Origin of the sequence: Phyllobacterium myrsinacearum (assembly GCF_002980555.1) — a bacterium.
Taxonomy (GTDB): Bacteria; Pseudomonadota; Alphaproteobacteria; order Rhizobiales; family Rhizobiaceae; genus Phyllobacterium; species Phyllobacterium myrsinacearum.
This window is the reverse complement of the sequence record NZ_PVBT01000001.1, coordinates 1,245,350-1,258,259: the sequence shown is the minus strand read 5'-3', so window position 1 is coordinate 1,258,259 and position 12,910 is coordinate 1,245,350. Positions and strand designations below refer to the sequence as shown.

General features: G+C 57.9%; 14 protein-coding genes. 11 read left to right on the top strand and 3 right to left on the bottom strand.

Translation table 11 applies throughout. The features are described from left to right. Positions 1–21: 21 nt before the first annotated feature. The 3 genes from C5750_RS06150 to C5750_RS06140 all read right to left on the bottom strand — a co-directional run bounded on the left by C5750_RS06150 (position 22) and on the right by C5750_RS06140 (position 2,508). Positions 22–1,206: a GNAT family N-acetyltransferase gene (locus C5750_RS06150; protein ID WP_105732899.1), complete on the bottom strand. Its 1,185-nt coding sequence runs from the start codon at positions 1,204–1,206 to the stop codon at positions 22–24. Positions 1,207–1,321: 115 nt separating this feature from the next. Further along, positions 1,322–2,041, bottom strand: a complete 720-nt coding sequence (locus C5750_RS06145) for a glycerophosphodiester phosphodiesterase (RefSeq protein ID WP_105732898.1) — start codon at positions 2,039–2,041, stop codon at positions 1,322–1,324. 2 nt (positions 2,042–2,043) lie between these two features. Next, positions 2,044–2,508: a RidA family protein gene (locus C5750_RS06140; RefSeq protein WP_105732897.1), complete on the bottom strand. Its 465-nt coding sequence runs from the start codon at positions 2,506–2,508 to the stop codon at positions 2,044–2,046. Between the two features lie 120 nt (positions 2,509–2,628). On the opposite strand from C5750_RS06140, the gene C5750_RS06135 reads away from it, so the two are divergent. The 11 genes from C5750_RS06135 to bamA all read left to right on the top strand — a co-directional run bounded on the left by C5750_RS06135 (position 2,629) and on the right by bamA (position 12,873). Beyond that, a complete protein-coding gene (locus C5750_RS06135; protein ID WP_105732896.1) occupies positions 2,629–3,453 on the top strand; it encodes a cell envelope integrity EipB family protein in 825 nt (274 codons plus the stop codon). Positions 3,454–3,530: 77 nt separating this feature from the next. Continuing rightward, on the top strand, positions 3,531–3,758 hold the full coding sequence (gene relB / locus C5750_RS06130) for a type II toxin-antitoxin system RelB family antitoxin (RefSeq protein WP_105732895.1): 228 nt from the start codon (positions 3,531–3,533) through the stop codon (positions 3,756–3,758). Beyond that, entirely contained in the window at positions 3,742–4,008 is a 267-nt protein-coding gene (locus C5750_RS06125; protein ID WP_199537967.1) for a type II toxin-antitoxin system RelE family toxin, read from the top strand. The genes relB and C5750_RS06125 overlap by 17 nt, the downstream gene beginning before the upstream one ends. A gap of 192 nt (positions 4,009–4,200) precedes the next feature. Then, positions 4,201–4,995, top strand: a complete 795-nt coding sequence (gene rpsB / locus C5750_RS06120; RefSeq protein WP_105732893.1) for a 30S ribosomal protein S2 — start codon at positions 4,201–4,203, stop codon at positions 4,993–4,995. Between the two features lie 117 nt (positions 4,996–5,112). Continuing rightward, a complete protein-coding gene (gene tsf, locus C5750_RS06115; RefSeq protein ID WP_105732892.1) occupies positions 5,113–6,036 on the top strand; it encodes a translation elongation factor Ts in 924 nt (307 codons plus the stop codon). Positions 6,037–6,137: 101 nt separating this feature from the next. Next, on the top strand, positions 6,138–6,860 hold the full coding sequence (pyrH, locus tag C5750_RS06110) for a UMP kinase (protein WP_105732891.1): 723 nt from the start codon (positions 6,138–6,140) through the stop codon (positions 6,858–6,860). Positions 6,861–6,915: 55 nt separating this feature from the next. Next, positions 6,916–7,476 carry a ribosome recycling factor gene (gene frr, locus C5750_RS06105; RefSeq protein ID WP_105732890.1) on the top strand — a complete coding sequence of 187 codons (561 nt, stop codon included), beginning with the start codon at positions 6,916–6,918 and terminating at the stop codon, positions 7,474–7,476. A 40-nt stretch (positions 7,477–7,516) separates the two neighbouring features. Then, positions 7,517–8,236, top strand: coding sequence for an isoprenyl transferase (locus C5750_RS06100; protein WP_105732889.1), 720 nt, complete (start codon positions 7,517–7,519; stop codon positions 8,234–8,236). Beyond that, the gene (locus C5750_RS06095) at positions 8,233–9,084 is read left to right on the top strand and encodes a phosphatidate cytidylyltransferase (RefSeq protein ID WP_105732888.1); all 852 of its coding nucleotides are present in this window, start codon (positions 8,233–8,235) and stop codon (positions 9,082–9,084) included. Before C5750_RS06100 ends, C5750_RS06095 begins: the two co-directional genes overlap by 4 nt. A gap of 53 nt (positions 9,085–9,137) precedes the next feature. Next, a complete protein-coding gene (gene rseP, locus C5750_RS06090; protein ID WP_105732887.1) occupies positions 9,138–10,277 on the top strand; it encodes an RIP metalloprotease RseP in 1,140 nt (379 codons plus the stop codon). Between the two features lie 229 nt (positions 10,278–10,506). Then, complete coding sequence (gene bamA / locus C5750_RS06085; protein WP_105732886.1) at positions 10,507–12,873, top strand: outer membrane protein assembly factor BamA; 2,367 nt, start codon at positions 10,507–10,509, stop codon at positions 12,871–12,873. Positions 12,874–12,910: the final 37 nt, after the last annotated feature.

Genomic DNA, 12,910 nt, shown 5'->3' with positions numbered 1-12,910 from the left:
ATGCCCGGGCAAATGGTGTGTTCAGCAGTCGGATTTCTTGAAGGGGGCGTGCTCGTTCAACACGTCGCTCATCATTGCAACGTCATTGCGCTCGTGCTCGAGAAAACCGGCGACAGCGCGGCGCAACCCTTCATGCGCTATATAGTGGGCGGAATGGGTGGTGACCGGCAGATAGCCGCGCGCCAGCTTGTGCTCGCCCTGGGCGCCTGCCTCGACCACATGCAGCTTGCGTTCGATGGCAAAATCGATGGCCTGGTGATAGCAGACTTCGAAATGCAGGAACCGGTGGTCCTCGATGCAGCCCCAGTGGCGGCCAAACAGCCGGTCGGAACCGATGAAGTTGATCGCCCCGGCGATGTAGCGGCCATCGCGCCGCGCCATCATCAGGACGATGTCGCCGGGCATGCGTTCGCCGATCAGCCGGTAGAATTCCCGGTTGAGATAGGGGCGGCCCCATTTGCGGTTGCCGGTGTCCGTATAGAAGGTGAAGAAGTCGTCCCAGACCGGTTTGGTCAAGGCGCTGCCGGTGAGGCGGTCGATGGTGATGCCGTCGGCCAGTGCCTCGCGCCGTTCGCGCTTCAGGGCCTTGCGTTTGCGCGCGGCAAGGCTATCGAGAAAATCATCATAGGTTTCATAGCCTTGGTTGAAAAAGTGAAACTGCTGGTCGATGCGGTGCAGGAAACCGGCTTCGGTGAATGCCGGCAGATCGTCCGTATTCACAAAGGTTGAGTGCGCGGATGAAACCCCGAGCTGTCCGGCAAGCTGCCGCAGGCCATTGGCAAGGGCAGCCCGGACGGCCGGACCGTCCCAATCGCGATGCACAAGCAGGCGAGGGCCCGTCGCCGGTGTAAAGGGAATACTGGCCTGCAGTTTGGGATAATAGCGTCCTCCGGCCCGTTCAAAAGCATCCGCCCAGCCATGGTCAAAAACATATTCGCCCTGGCTATGGCCCTTCAGATAGCAGGGAACCGCGCCGATGACGCTCCCTGCGGCATCCTCGAGACGCAGGAATTGCGGCAGCCAGCCGGCCTTGCGGTCGACACAACCGGAATCTTCAAGCGCGGAGAGAAAGGCGTGGGAAAGAAACGGATTATAGCCGGGCGAGTTGTTCGATGTTCCCGAGAGCTGCGACCATTCCTCCGGCGTAAACGCGCCGATTCCATCGCCGACGCGCAAGGTAAACTCGCCCTGATCAAGATTTGACATTGCTGAACTTGGTTTCCCGACGTTGCCGGCAGGATGAAAGTTGCCTCGCTGCCTCTGGTTAAACTAGGTATTCCACCCGGCGATACAAGAGGCAGCGCGGCATGACGGCCGTGTTTCAAACAGTGCGCGGATCAAAGCCCTCGAACGTGATCTGATCCACATGCGCATCGCTCGTGGCCTTGTCAGCGGGGCTGCGCACCGTCCACGAAATGACGGGCAGGCCGAGCCTGCCTTTCACAAAACCGACAAAGCGGTTTTCCAGATGATGGACATTGTAGGAGACGAAATCGATGTCATGGGCGAGCATGGAAAAATGCGCTTCCAGATCGCTGTCACCGAGACCTTCCGCCGTGAGCCCGGCCGGAATTCCCGGAGCGTCCCTGCCGAACAGCCGGATGAGGTGATGGTCGAACGACATGATGGCGGCATCGCCGTCATACCCGGCCAGATCACCGGCGACTGCCTTGACGAGACCGTCGTCCCTTCCCGGAATCCCCTTCAATTCGATGACAATCGGCACGCGCCCGGCAATGAGCCTGAGCGCTTCGGCCAGTGTCGGCACGTGATCCTTCGTGCCGCCGACCCGCAACGCGGCAGCATCCGCCACGCTGACATCATGAATATTGCCGGGCTTCCCGGCGAGGCGATCGAGCGTGCCGTCGTGAAACACCAGGGCCTTGCCATCGGCGGAGAGGTGCACATCGCATTCGATGGCAAATCCGGCGCTTGCCGCCGCATCGAAGGCTGAAAGCGTATTCTCCCATCGGGACTTGTTGAGATCATGCAAACCGCGATGGGCAATGGGTGTCTTCGTCAGCCAATCCAGCGATGCCATGATCAGCGAACCTCGATGATCGCTTCGATTTCAACCGGCGCATTCAGCGGCAGGACGGCTGTGCCCACGGCGGAGCGGGCATGACGGCCCTTGTCGCCAAGCACCGCCACGAGCAGGTCGGACGCCCCATTGGCAACGAGATGCTGTTCGGTGAAATTGCTGGAGGAGGCGACAAACACCGTGATTTTCACGATACGCTCGATCTTTTCCAGATCGCCGAGCGCGGCCTTGGCCTGGGCAAGGATATTGATGGCACAGGCCTTAGCCGCTTCCTGGCCCTGCGCCAGATCAACATCAACACCGAGCAGGCCGGTATGGACCAGCTTGCCCCCGGCCAGCGGCAATTGCCCCGAGGTGAGGAGCAGTGAGCCGCTGCGCGCGAAGGGCACGTAGTTTGCGGCCGGCGCGGCGGCAACGGGCAGGGTAATACCAAGGTCGTTTAGACGGCTGTCGATGGTGCTGGTCATTGGGTCTCTCATCCTTCTCATGCGGAATCGCAAGTGATTGTGAATGAAGTTGCGATTTTTGCCTCGCTTCCGCCAAGAGTTTTTTTAATATGGCCATTCGAAAACTGGAGAATCTTGTCAATGCGTCTATTCCCCGTCCTCGTTTTCAGCCTGAGTGCCCTTGGTCTTTCCGGATCGTCGATGGCACTTGCCGCTGGAACAGCGACTCTCGTGCCACACCGCGCCATTTACGATCTCAAGCTGGATAACGCGCAGGAAAGCAGTGGTATCACGGGGCTGACAGGCCGCATGGTATACGAATTCAACGGTTCGGATTGTGAAGGTTACACGACAAATTTTCGCTTTGTGACGCGCGTCGACATGGAAGAGCAGCCCCAGCGGGTTACCGACCAGCAGACAACGACATTCGAGTCGGGCGATGGCGCCAAATTCCGTTTCGTCAACAAGACATTTGTCGACCAGAGCCTGACCAAGGAAGTGCGCGGCGATGCGCTTCGGGACAAGGACAAGACGGAAATCTCCCTCACCAAGCCAGAAGCCAACAAGGAAAATCTTGAGCTTTCGCAGTTCCCGACACGCCATATGCAGGAACTGATCGAGAAGGCGATCGCCGGGGATGTTTTCTACCAGACCAAGCTGTTCGATGGTTCCGAGGATGCCGACAAGGTGATGGCGACGACGGTGGTCATCGGCAAATCCGCGCCCGGCGATTCCGATGACGAGACGAAGAAGATGGGTCCGCTTGCCAAGGAAAACACCTGGCCCGTCTCCATCGCCTATTTCGACGATACGGACAAATCGGAAGGGCTGCCCAGCTACCGCATCAATTTCAAACTCTATCGCAATGGCGTCACCCGCGATCTCAAGATGGATTACGGTGATTTCTCCATGACCGGAAAACTGGTCAATCTGGAGCTTTTCGACGCGCCGAAGTGCGCGAAGTAGAGGCCCAAATCCCCCATTCTTGAATCTTCGCGAAAAAGTGAATACATTGAATGCAGTGAATACAACTGGCGGCAATCATGGCGACATCTATCCGTTTAACTCCTGAAATCGAACAGAGACTGGATACCCTCGCGTCCAAGACCGGCCGGAGCAAGGCATTCTATCTGCGCGAAATTATCGAGAACGGCCTGGATGACATGGAAGATTACTATCTAGGCCTTGGCGTTCTCGAGCGGATACGCAAAGGAGAAGAGCGCGTTTACTCCTTGGATGAAGTGGAACGCGATCTTGGTTTGGCAGATTGAGCTATCTGCTACCGCCGCAAAGCAACTGGCAAAACTTGATCGACAGGATGCAAAGCGAATTGCTGCGTTTTTGCGAGAACGTCTGGCTTCGATCGATGATCCTCGGCAATTGGGCAAAGCGCTGACAGGGCCGCTTGGCGGCCTTTGGCGCTATCGAGTCGGAAACTATCGCATCATTTGCGATCTGCAGGGAAAACGGCTTATTATTTTGGTTCTTGAGATTGGCCATCGCGGAGCCATTTATCGATAACGCGACGGCGAAACCTGTGAAAATCGCCTTTTCTCACCGTAGCTCTTGCGTTTGCCGGCAATATCCATTAACAGCCGCTTCATTCCACACACGGGATTTGGGTTGATATCGGGAGAAATCCGATATGGCCTCCGGTGGCGGGTTTCCCGCCTCTTTCCTGTGGAGGTTAAACCGGAAAAGGAAAACTAAGAGATGGCATTGCCTGATTTCAGCATGCGTCAGCTCCTCGAAGCTGGCGTTCACTTCGGCCACCAGACACATCGCTGGAACCCGAAAATGGCGCCATACATTTATGGTGACCGCAACAACATTCACATTCTCGACCTGGCCCAGACTGTTCCGCTGCTTCACCGCGCGCTGCAGAAGGTTTCCGACACCGTAGCCCGTGGCGGCCGCGTTCTGTTCGTTGGCACCAAGCGCCAGGCTTCGGACATCATTGCCGATGCGGCAACCCGTTCGGCCCAGTATTATGTCAACGCCCGCTGGCTCGGCGGCATGATGACCAACTGGAAGACGATCTCGAACTCCATTCAGCGTCTGCGCAAGCTGGACGAACTTCTTTCGGGCGAAGCACAGGGCTTCACCAAGAAGGAGCGCCTGAACCTTGATCGCGAACGCGAAAAGCTCAACCGCGCCCTCGGTGGTATCAAGAACATGGGTTCGATCCCGGACCTGATCTTCATCATTGATACCAACAAGGAAGCGATTGCCATTCAGGAAGCCAAGCGTCTTGGCATTCCGGTTGTAGCCGTCATCGACTCCAACTGCGATCCAGACCAGATCGACTTCCCGATCCCCGGCAACGACGACGCTTCGCGCGCCATTTCGCTCTATTGCGATCTGATTGCCAAGGCTGCTCTCGACGGCATCCTGCGTCAGCAGGGCTCGCTCGGCATCGATGTCGGCGCCCAGGAAGAAGCACCTGTCGAGCCAGCGCTCGAAGAGCCGGCACAGGCTCCTGCACAGGACGGTGAAGCCTCCGCTTGAGGCTTCATACACCCGTCGTAACGGGTGACTAAAAACAATCGTATTGGCGCATGACGCGCCGCAAAGTTGGCATGCTGGTTTCCCCAGTATGCCTTCGCTTTGAGAAGAGGCGACATAATGAGCATTTCTGCATCACAGGTAAAAGAACTCCGCGAAATCAGCGGTGCCGGCATGATGGACTGCAAGGCAGCCCTGACCGAAACCAATGGCGACATGGAAGCTGCCGTTGACTGGCTGCGCGCCAAGGGCATTTCCAAGGCCGACAAGAAGGCCGGCCGCACGGCTGCCGAAGGTCTGGTTGGCGTTGCAACGAACGGCAAGAAGTCGGTTGTTGTTGAAGTCAACTCCGAAACCGACTTCGTTGCGCGCAACGACGCGTTCCAGGACATCGTCCGCAATGTTGCAACCGTGGCGCTCGGCACCGACGGTTCCACCGCTGCCGTTGCTGCTGCGACCTATCCGTCAACCGGCAAGCCGGTTGTCGACACCATCAAGGATGCGGTTGGCACGATCGGCGAAAACCTGTCTTTCCGCCGCTCTGCAGCACTCAGCGTTAGCGAAGGCGTTGTTGCAACCTACATCCACAACGCGGTTTCCGATAATCTCGGCAAGCTCGGTGTGCTCGTTGCCATTGAAACAGCTGGCAATGCCGAGGCTGCCAATGCATTCGGCCGCCAGGTGGCCATGCATGTTGCGGCAACCAACCCGCTGGCCCTGACCGCCGCTGAAGTCGATCCGGCTGCTGTCGAGCGTGAAAAGGCTGTGTTCACCGAGTCCGCCCGCCAGTCCGGCAAGCCGGACAACATCATCGAGAAGATGGTCGAAGGCCGCCTGCGCAAGTTCTACGAAGAAGTTGTTCTTCTCTCGCAGGCTTTCGTCATCAATCCTGACCTGACTGTCGAAGCCGCTCTGAAGGATGCGGAAAAGGCAATCGGTGCACCGGCCAAGATCACGGCATTTGCCCGTTTTGCTCTGGGCGAGGGCATCGAGAAGGAAGAGACGGATTTCGCAGCGGAAGTTGCAGCAGCTGTGAAGAAGTAATTTCACAACTGACGAAATCAGAGGGCATCGCGTGACAACGCGATGCCCTTGGTGTATCCGGGCTTCGAATATCTGAAATGCACGACTCTGCGGGAGGTCTTATGGTTGGTACGGCTGTCTATAAACGCGTTCTGCTGAAAGCCTCCGGTGAAGCCCTTATGGGCGATCAGGGTTTCGGTATCGACGTTGCGGTTGCCGACCGTATTGCCAGTGATATCGCCGAAGCGCGGGCGCTCGGTGTTGAAGTCGGGGTGGTGATTGGCGGCGGCAATATCTTTCGCGGCGTCGCTGTCGCGTCAAAGGGCGGCGACCGGGTCACCGGCGACCATATGGGCATGCTTGCCACGGTGATCAATTCGCTGGCCCTGCGCACCTCCCTTGTCAAGATCGGGATAGACACCGTCGTCCTCTCCGCCATTGCGATGCCTGAATTGTGCGAGACGTTCTCGCAGAGACAGGCGACAGCCTATATGGATATGGGGAAGGTCGTGATTTTTGCCGGCGGCACGGGCAATCCGTTCTTTACGACAGATTCGGCCGCCGCCTTGCGCGCAGCCGAAGTGGGCGCCGATGCCCTGTTCAAGGGCACGCAGGTTGACGGCGTTTACACCGCCGATCCCAAAAAGGACCCCAGCGCCGTCCGCTTTGAGCGACTTACCCACAAGGAGATGCTTGATCGCGGCCTTACGGTGATGGATACAACAGCCGTGGCCCTTGCGCGCGAGAACAATATCCCAATAATTGTCTATTCAATCCACGAAAAGGGTGGTTTTGCCGAAATTCTGCAGGGCAGAGGACGCGCGACAATCGTTTCCGACGATTGACCCGCCAACCTCGCAGGGGCTGACCAGAATAACGGAAGATATAGGAGCGTTGAATATGAGTGATGCACTCGATTTGAATGACCTGAAGCGTCGCATGGATGGTGCCGTGCAGGCATTGAAACACGACCTCAACGGCCTGCGGACAGGCCGTGCGTCGGCGAGCTTGCTGGAGCCGATCACCGTCGAGGCCTACGGCTCGCATATGCCGCTCAATCAGGTCGCCAACATCACCGTGCCCGAATCGCGCATGCTGGCCGTTTCGGTCTGGGACAAGTCGATGGTCGGCAAGGTCGAGCGCGCCATTCGTGAGTCCGGTCTTGGCCTCAATCCGATCACCGATGGCAACAATCTGCGCATCCCCCTGCCGGAACTCAATGAGCAGCGCCGCAAGGAACTCGTCAAGATTGCCCATCAATATGTCGAGCAGGCAAAAGTTGCCGCCCGCCATGTTCGCCGCGACGGCATGGACGAATTGAAGAAGCTCGAAAAGGATGGCGCGATCAGTCAGGATGACAACCGCGTTCTTTCCGAAAAAGTACAGAAGCTGACGGACGAAACCATTGCCGAAATGGACAAGGTCGTTGCTGTCAAGCAGACGGAAATCATGCAGGTTTAGTCTGTTTTTCGCCCGTTAATACCACCGGAGGTTGAATGCTATGTCCAATCCGAGCCACATTGCCATCATCATGGATGGAAATGGCCGTTGGGCAAAGGCACGTGGCCTGCCACGCACTGCCGGTCACAAGGCGGGTGTCGACGCGCTGCGCGAGACCATTCGCGCCGCCGGGAAGATGGGTATTCCGTACCTGACCCTGTTTGCGTTTTCATCGGAAAATTGGTCGCGCCCGCGGTCCGAAGTGTCTGATCTGATGGGGTTGCTCAAGCTGTTCATCCGCCGCGATCTGGCTGATCTGCATCGCGAGAATGTGCGCGTGCGCATCATCGGCGAGCGGGATGGTCTGGCCAAGGATATACGCGCGCTTCTGACCGAAGCGGAAAGCCTGACGGAAAAGAATACGGCACTGACGCTGATCATCGCCTTCAACTACGGCTCGCGCAATGAAATCACCCGCGCGGTGAAGGCGCTGCTATCAGATGTCACGTCGGGCCTTTTGACCCAGGATGACGTGACGGCCGAGGCGATCTCCGCGCGGCTCGATACGGCGGGCATTCCGGATCCCGACCTGATCATTCGCACCAGCGGCGAGATGCGGCTGTCGAACTTCCTGCTCTGGCAGGCGGCCTATTCGGAATTCATGTTCCTGCCGTGCTATTGGCCGGATTTCAAATCCACCCATCTGGCGGAAGCCATCGAAACCTTCCACATGCGCGAGCGGCGTTTTGGCGGGGTCAATCAGCAGGAAATCGCCCTGTGACGGCTTCAGGGCCATCGGCACCGGACAAGGGCACGGGCCGTCTCAGCAATCTGCATAAACGAACCCTCAGTGCCGTTGTTCTGATCGCAATCGCCGTTGGCCTGACCTGGGTCGGCGGTGTGCCGTTTGCGCTCATGGCGAGCGCCATCGGACTGGGCGTCTTCTATGAATGGCATGCGATAACACTCGACCGCTCCAATCGGCTGACGCGCGGCGTTGCCTGGGCCTGCCTGATCGTGGTGCTTGGATTGTTGCTGCTGTCGCACAACGGGCTGCTGATCATCGGCATTTTGCTGGCCGGAGCCGTGCTGACGGCGGTGCTGGGCGGACGGCAGTCCGGACTGTGGCCGGCGATCGGCCTGCTCTATGCCGGATTTCCGTCCATCGCGCTGACATTCGTGCGCGGCGACACCGGGGATGGCTTTGCTGCTGTTCTGTTCCTGTTTGCCGTTGTCTGGTCGACCGATATCTTTGCCTATTTCAACGGGCGGGCACTGGGCGGACCAAAACTGGCACCGCGGTTCTCACCGAATAAAACCTGGTCGGGCGCCATTGGCGGCGCGGCCGCGGGCGTAGCTGCCGGCGTGGCTTGTGCCGCGTTCATTACCCCGGCTGGCGGCGTACCCATTCCGTTGATCGCCTTCGTGCTGTCGGTGACCGCCCAGATTGGCGATCTCGGCGAATCATGGGTCAAGCGCAAGTTTGGCGTGAAGGATTCGGGATACATGATCCCCGGTCACGGTGGCGTGATGGACCGGGTGGATGGACTTGTGGCCGCGGCGGCATTGCTGTACCTGATCGGGGCAATTCTCGTGAAGCCGGAAACGCCTTACGATATTCTTTTCTAGCAGGCTGAGCCCAGGTGACCCTCTGATGGGTTGGGCAAGGCCCGGAGGACACTTTGACGGATACGCTGAGCTATATCTTCGGCACGCACGGTTTGCTTATCGGTACGATTTTACCCTTTCTGATTGTACTAACGGTTGTCGTCTTCGTTCACGAGATGGGGCACTATCTCGTCGGGCGGTGGTGCGGCATAGGCGTTAAGGCCTTCTCCATCGGTTTTGGGCCCGAACTGTTCGGTTTCAACGACCGCAGCGGCACCCGCTGGAAGCTGTCGGCGATCCCCCTGGGCGGCTATGTGAAGTTTGCCGGCGACGAAAGTGTGGCCAGTTCGCCGGTTGCATTGCCGGAAACCATGACCGCGGAGGAGCGCGCCGTTGCTTTCCACACCCAGCCGGTCTGGAAGCGCGCGGCGACGGTTTTTGCCGGTCCGGCGTTCAACATTCTGCTGACGGTTGCGATCTTTTCCGTCTTTTTTGCGCTCTATGGCCGCATGGTGGCCGATCCCGTCGTGGCCGAAGTGCGTCCGGGCGGGCCCGCTGCCGTGGCAGGATTTCAGCCGGGCGACCGCTTTATCAGCGTGGACGGGGACAAGGTTGAAACCTTTGCCGATGTGCAGCGGCACGTCTCGGCGCGGGCAGGCGATTCTCTGAAATTTGTCGTCGAACGCAAGGGGCAGGAGGTCAGCCTGACTGCCACGCCGGAGCTGGCCGAGCAGAAGGATGCCCTGGGCAATCCGGTGAAAATTGCCGTGATCGGCGTGGTGAACAACCAGGAATACGGCAACTTCCGGCGGGTGACCTACAACCCCATCGAATCAGTCGGACAGGCGGTGCGTGAAAGCGGTTTCATCATTGCCCGGACAGGCCAGTTTTTCAGCCGCTTTTTTGCAGGCAGGGAAGACAAGTGTCAGCTGGGCGGGCCGGTCAAAATTGCCACGATGGCAGGGCAGGCGGCCAGTCAGGGGGTCGACTGGCTGATTCAGCTGACCGCCATGCTGTCGATCGGCATCGGTTTGCTCAATCTTTTCCCCCTGCCGCCGCTGGATGGCGGGCATTTGATCTTTTACGCCGTGGAAGCGGTCATCCGCAGGCCGGTGAGGCCAGCCGTTCAGGAGATTTTCTTCCGTATGGGCTTCCTTCTGGTGCTTGGATTCATGGGTTTTGTTGTGTTTAACGATCTTTTCGCCTGCCGGTGATGAAAATTAAACATTAGTGAAAATTACAGAGGTGGGGTGGAAAAGCGTTATGATCTGTTTACTATAAGCTGTGAATGGCGTGGCAGGGATGCCACGCTTTCGTGTGAAGTAAATAGATTTTAACCGTAAGCCTTGCGTGTATGTAAAAACCGGCTATGACGGTGTGCGAGTAATTGCTTAGTCCGGGATCTCGCCCGGGGACAACGAGAAACAAAGGTTTAGTAGGCCTATGGCGGCAAGTTCAAAATTCGTTGGTGCAGCGTCGGCGCTCGCCATTTCAGCGGCTCTGGTAAGTTCGGGAGCGATCGTTACGACGGTTGCGGGGATTACAGCAGCACAGGCAGCAACCGTCAGCCGCATTGAAGTGCGCGGGAATACCCGTGTGGATGCCCAGACGGTCAAGGACAATCTCGGCATCACGCCAGGCAAGCCTTTCTCCAACAATGACATTGATGCTGCCACGAAGCGCCTGTTCAACACGGGTCTGTTCGGCGATGTGCGCATCACCCAGTCCGGCGGTGCATTGATTGTCACCGTGTCCGAGCACCAGGTCGTCAATCAGGTTATTTTCCGCGGCAACAAGAAGATCAAGGATGCGCAGCTCTCCGGTGCAGTGCAGTCGAAGTCGCGCGCTGCATTCAGCCAGCAGACGCTTGATGCCGACACCGAGGCAGTCCGCGCCGCTTATCGCAACATCGGCCGCAGCGATGCTACGGTAAGTTCGCGCACCATGGATCTCGGTCAGGGTCGCGTCAACGTGGTCTTCGACATCAATGAAGGCGACCGTACCAAGATCGCCAACATCGTGTTCGTCGGCAATCATGCCTTTGGCGAACGCCGTCTGCGTGACGTGATTTCGACCAAGCGTTCCAACCCGTTGTCCTGGCTGACACGCAATGACGTGTACAGCGAAGATCGCATGCGGGCGGACGAAGAGTCGCTGCGCCGCTTCTATTACAATCGTGGTTATGCGGATTTCCGTGTGATCTCGTCGACAGCCAATCTCGACGCGGCAAGCAATGAGTACACGATCACCGTCACGGTTGAAGAGGGTGAGAAGTACAAGTTCGGCGGCGTAGAGATCCAGAGCTCGGTTGAAGGTGTCGATACATCCAAGCTGGGTGGTCTCGTCAAAACCTCCGAAGGCGATGTCTACAACGCCAAGGAAGTCGAAGACTCCATCATCAAGCTGTCCGAAAAGGTGGCTGGCCAGGGTTACGCCTTTGCCAAGGTTGAACCGCGCGGTGACCGCAACTTCGAGAACCACACGATTTCGGTCGTCTACAACATCGACCAGGGTCCGCGCGCCTATCTCGAGCGCATCGAAATCCGCGGCAACGAGAAGACGCGCGACTACGTCATCCGCCGTGAATTCGATGTGAGCGAAGGCGATGCGTTCAATCAGGTCCTGATCCAGCGCGCCAAGAAGCGTCTGGAAAACCTTGAATTCTTCCAGACCGTCAACATTTCGACCGCTCCCGGCTCGCAGCCGGACCAGGTTGTCCTGGTTGTGGATGTTGTCGAGAAGTCGACCGGTGAATTCTCCATCGGTGGCGGTTATACGACGGGTGGCGAAAGCCCCGGACCGACAGTTGAAGGCTCGATCACCGAGCGCAACTTCCTTGGCCGCGGCCAGTTCATTCGTATCGGTGCCGGTGGCGGTCTGAACAACAACCGCACCTATTCGCTGTCCTTTACCGAGCCTTACTTCCTCGGTCAGCGCATTTCGGCCGGTTTCGATCTGTTCAAGCGCCAGTCCGGCGTCAATGACAAGTACGAAACCGATTTGACCGGCGGTACGATCCGCTTTGGTCTGCCGATCACCGAAACACTGACGGCGGGTGTCGCTTACAACCTGTCGCAGGAAAAATACACGATCGAAGACGCTGCCAAACTTCCTGACGGCACACCGGATCCATCGCAGATTTCGCAGGCATTCGTTGACGCGGCAAATCGCGGTACATGGATCAAGTCGTCGGTCAGCTGGTCGCTCGTCTATGACACCATCGATGACCGCAAGAATCCGCATGATGGTCTCTATGCCAAGTTCAACCAGGAATATGCTGGTGTCGGCGGCGATGCCAACTACCTGAAGACAACGTTCAAGGGCAGCTATTACAAGACGCTTTCCCAGGAAATGGACATTGTCGGCCTCGTTGGTGTCGGCGCGGGCTACATCAAGGGATTTGGCGACGATCTGCGCGTGTTTGACACGTTCAAGAACAACCAGGACATGATTCGCGGCTTCAAATACGCCGGTATCGGTCCGCGCGACTTGAGTGTGGCGGATGCCAAGGGCAGCTTCCTCGGTGGTAACACCTACTTCAATGCCACTGTGGAAACGCAGTTCCCGCTGCCGGTTGTTCCTGAGAGCCTGGGTATCCGTGGTGCCCTGTTTGCCGATGCGGCCACGCTGTACGGCAACGACCTCAAGCAGGCATCGAACACCAGCATGGAATGGCGCGCATCCGCGGGTGTAAGTATCATGTGGGCATCGCCGTTCGGTCCGCTGCGCTTCGACTACGCTTTCCCGGTCAAGAAGGTGGATGGCGATCAGGTGCAGAACTTCAACTTCGGCATGTCGAGCAAATTCTGATAGATTGCTGACCTCCCGGGGGAGCATATTTCCCCGG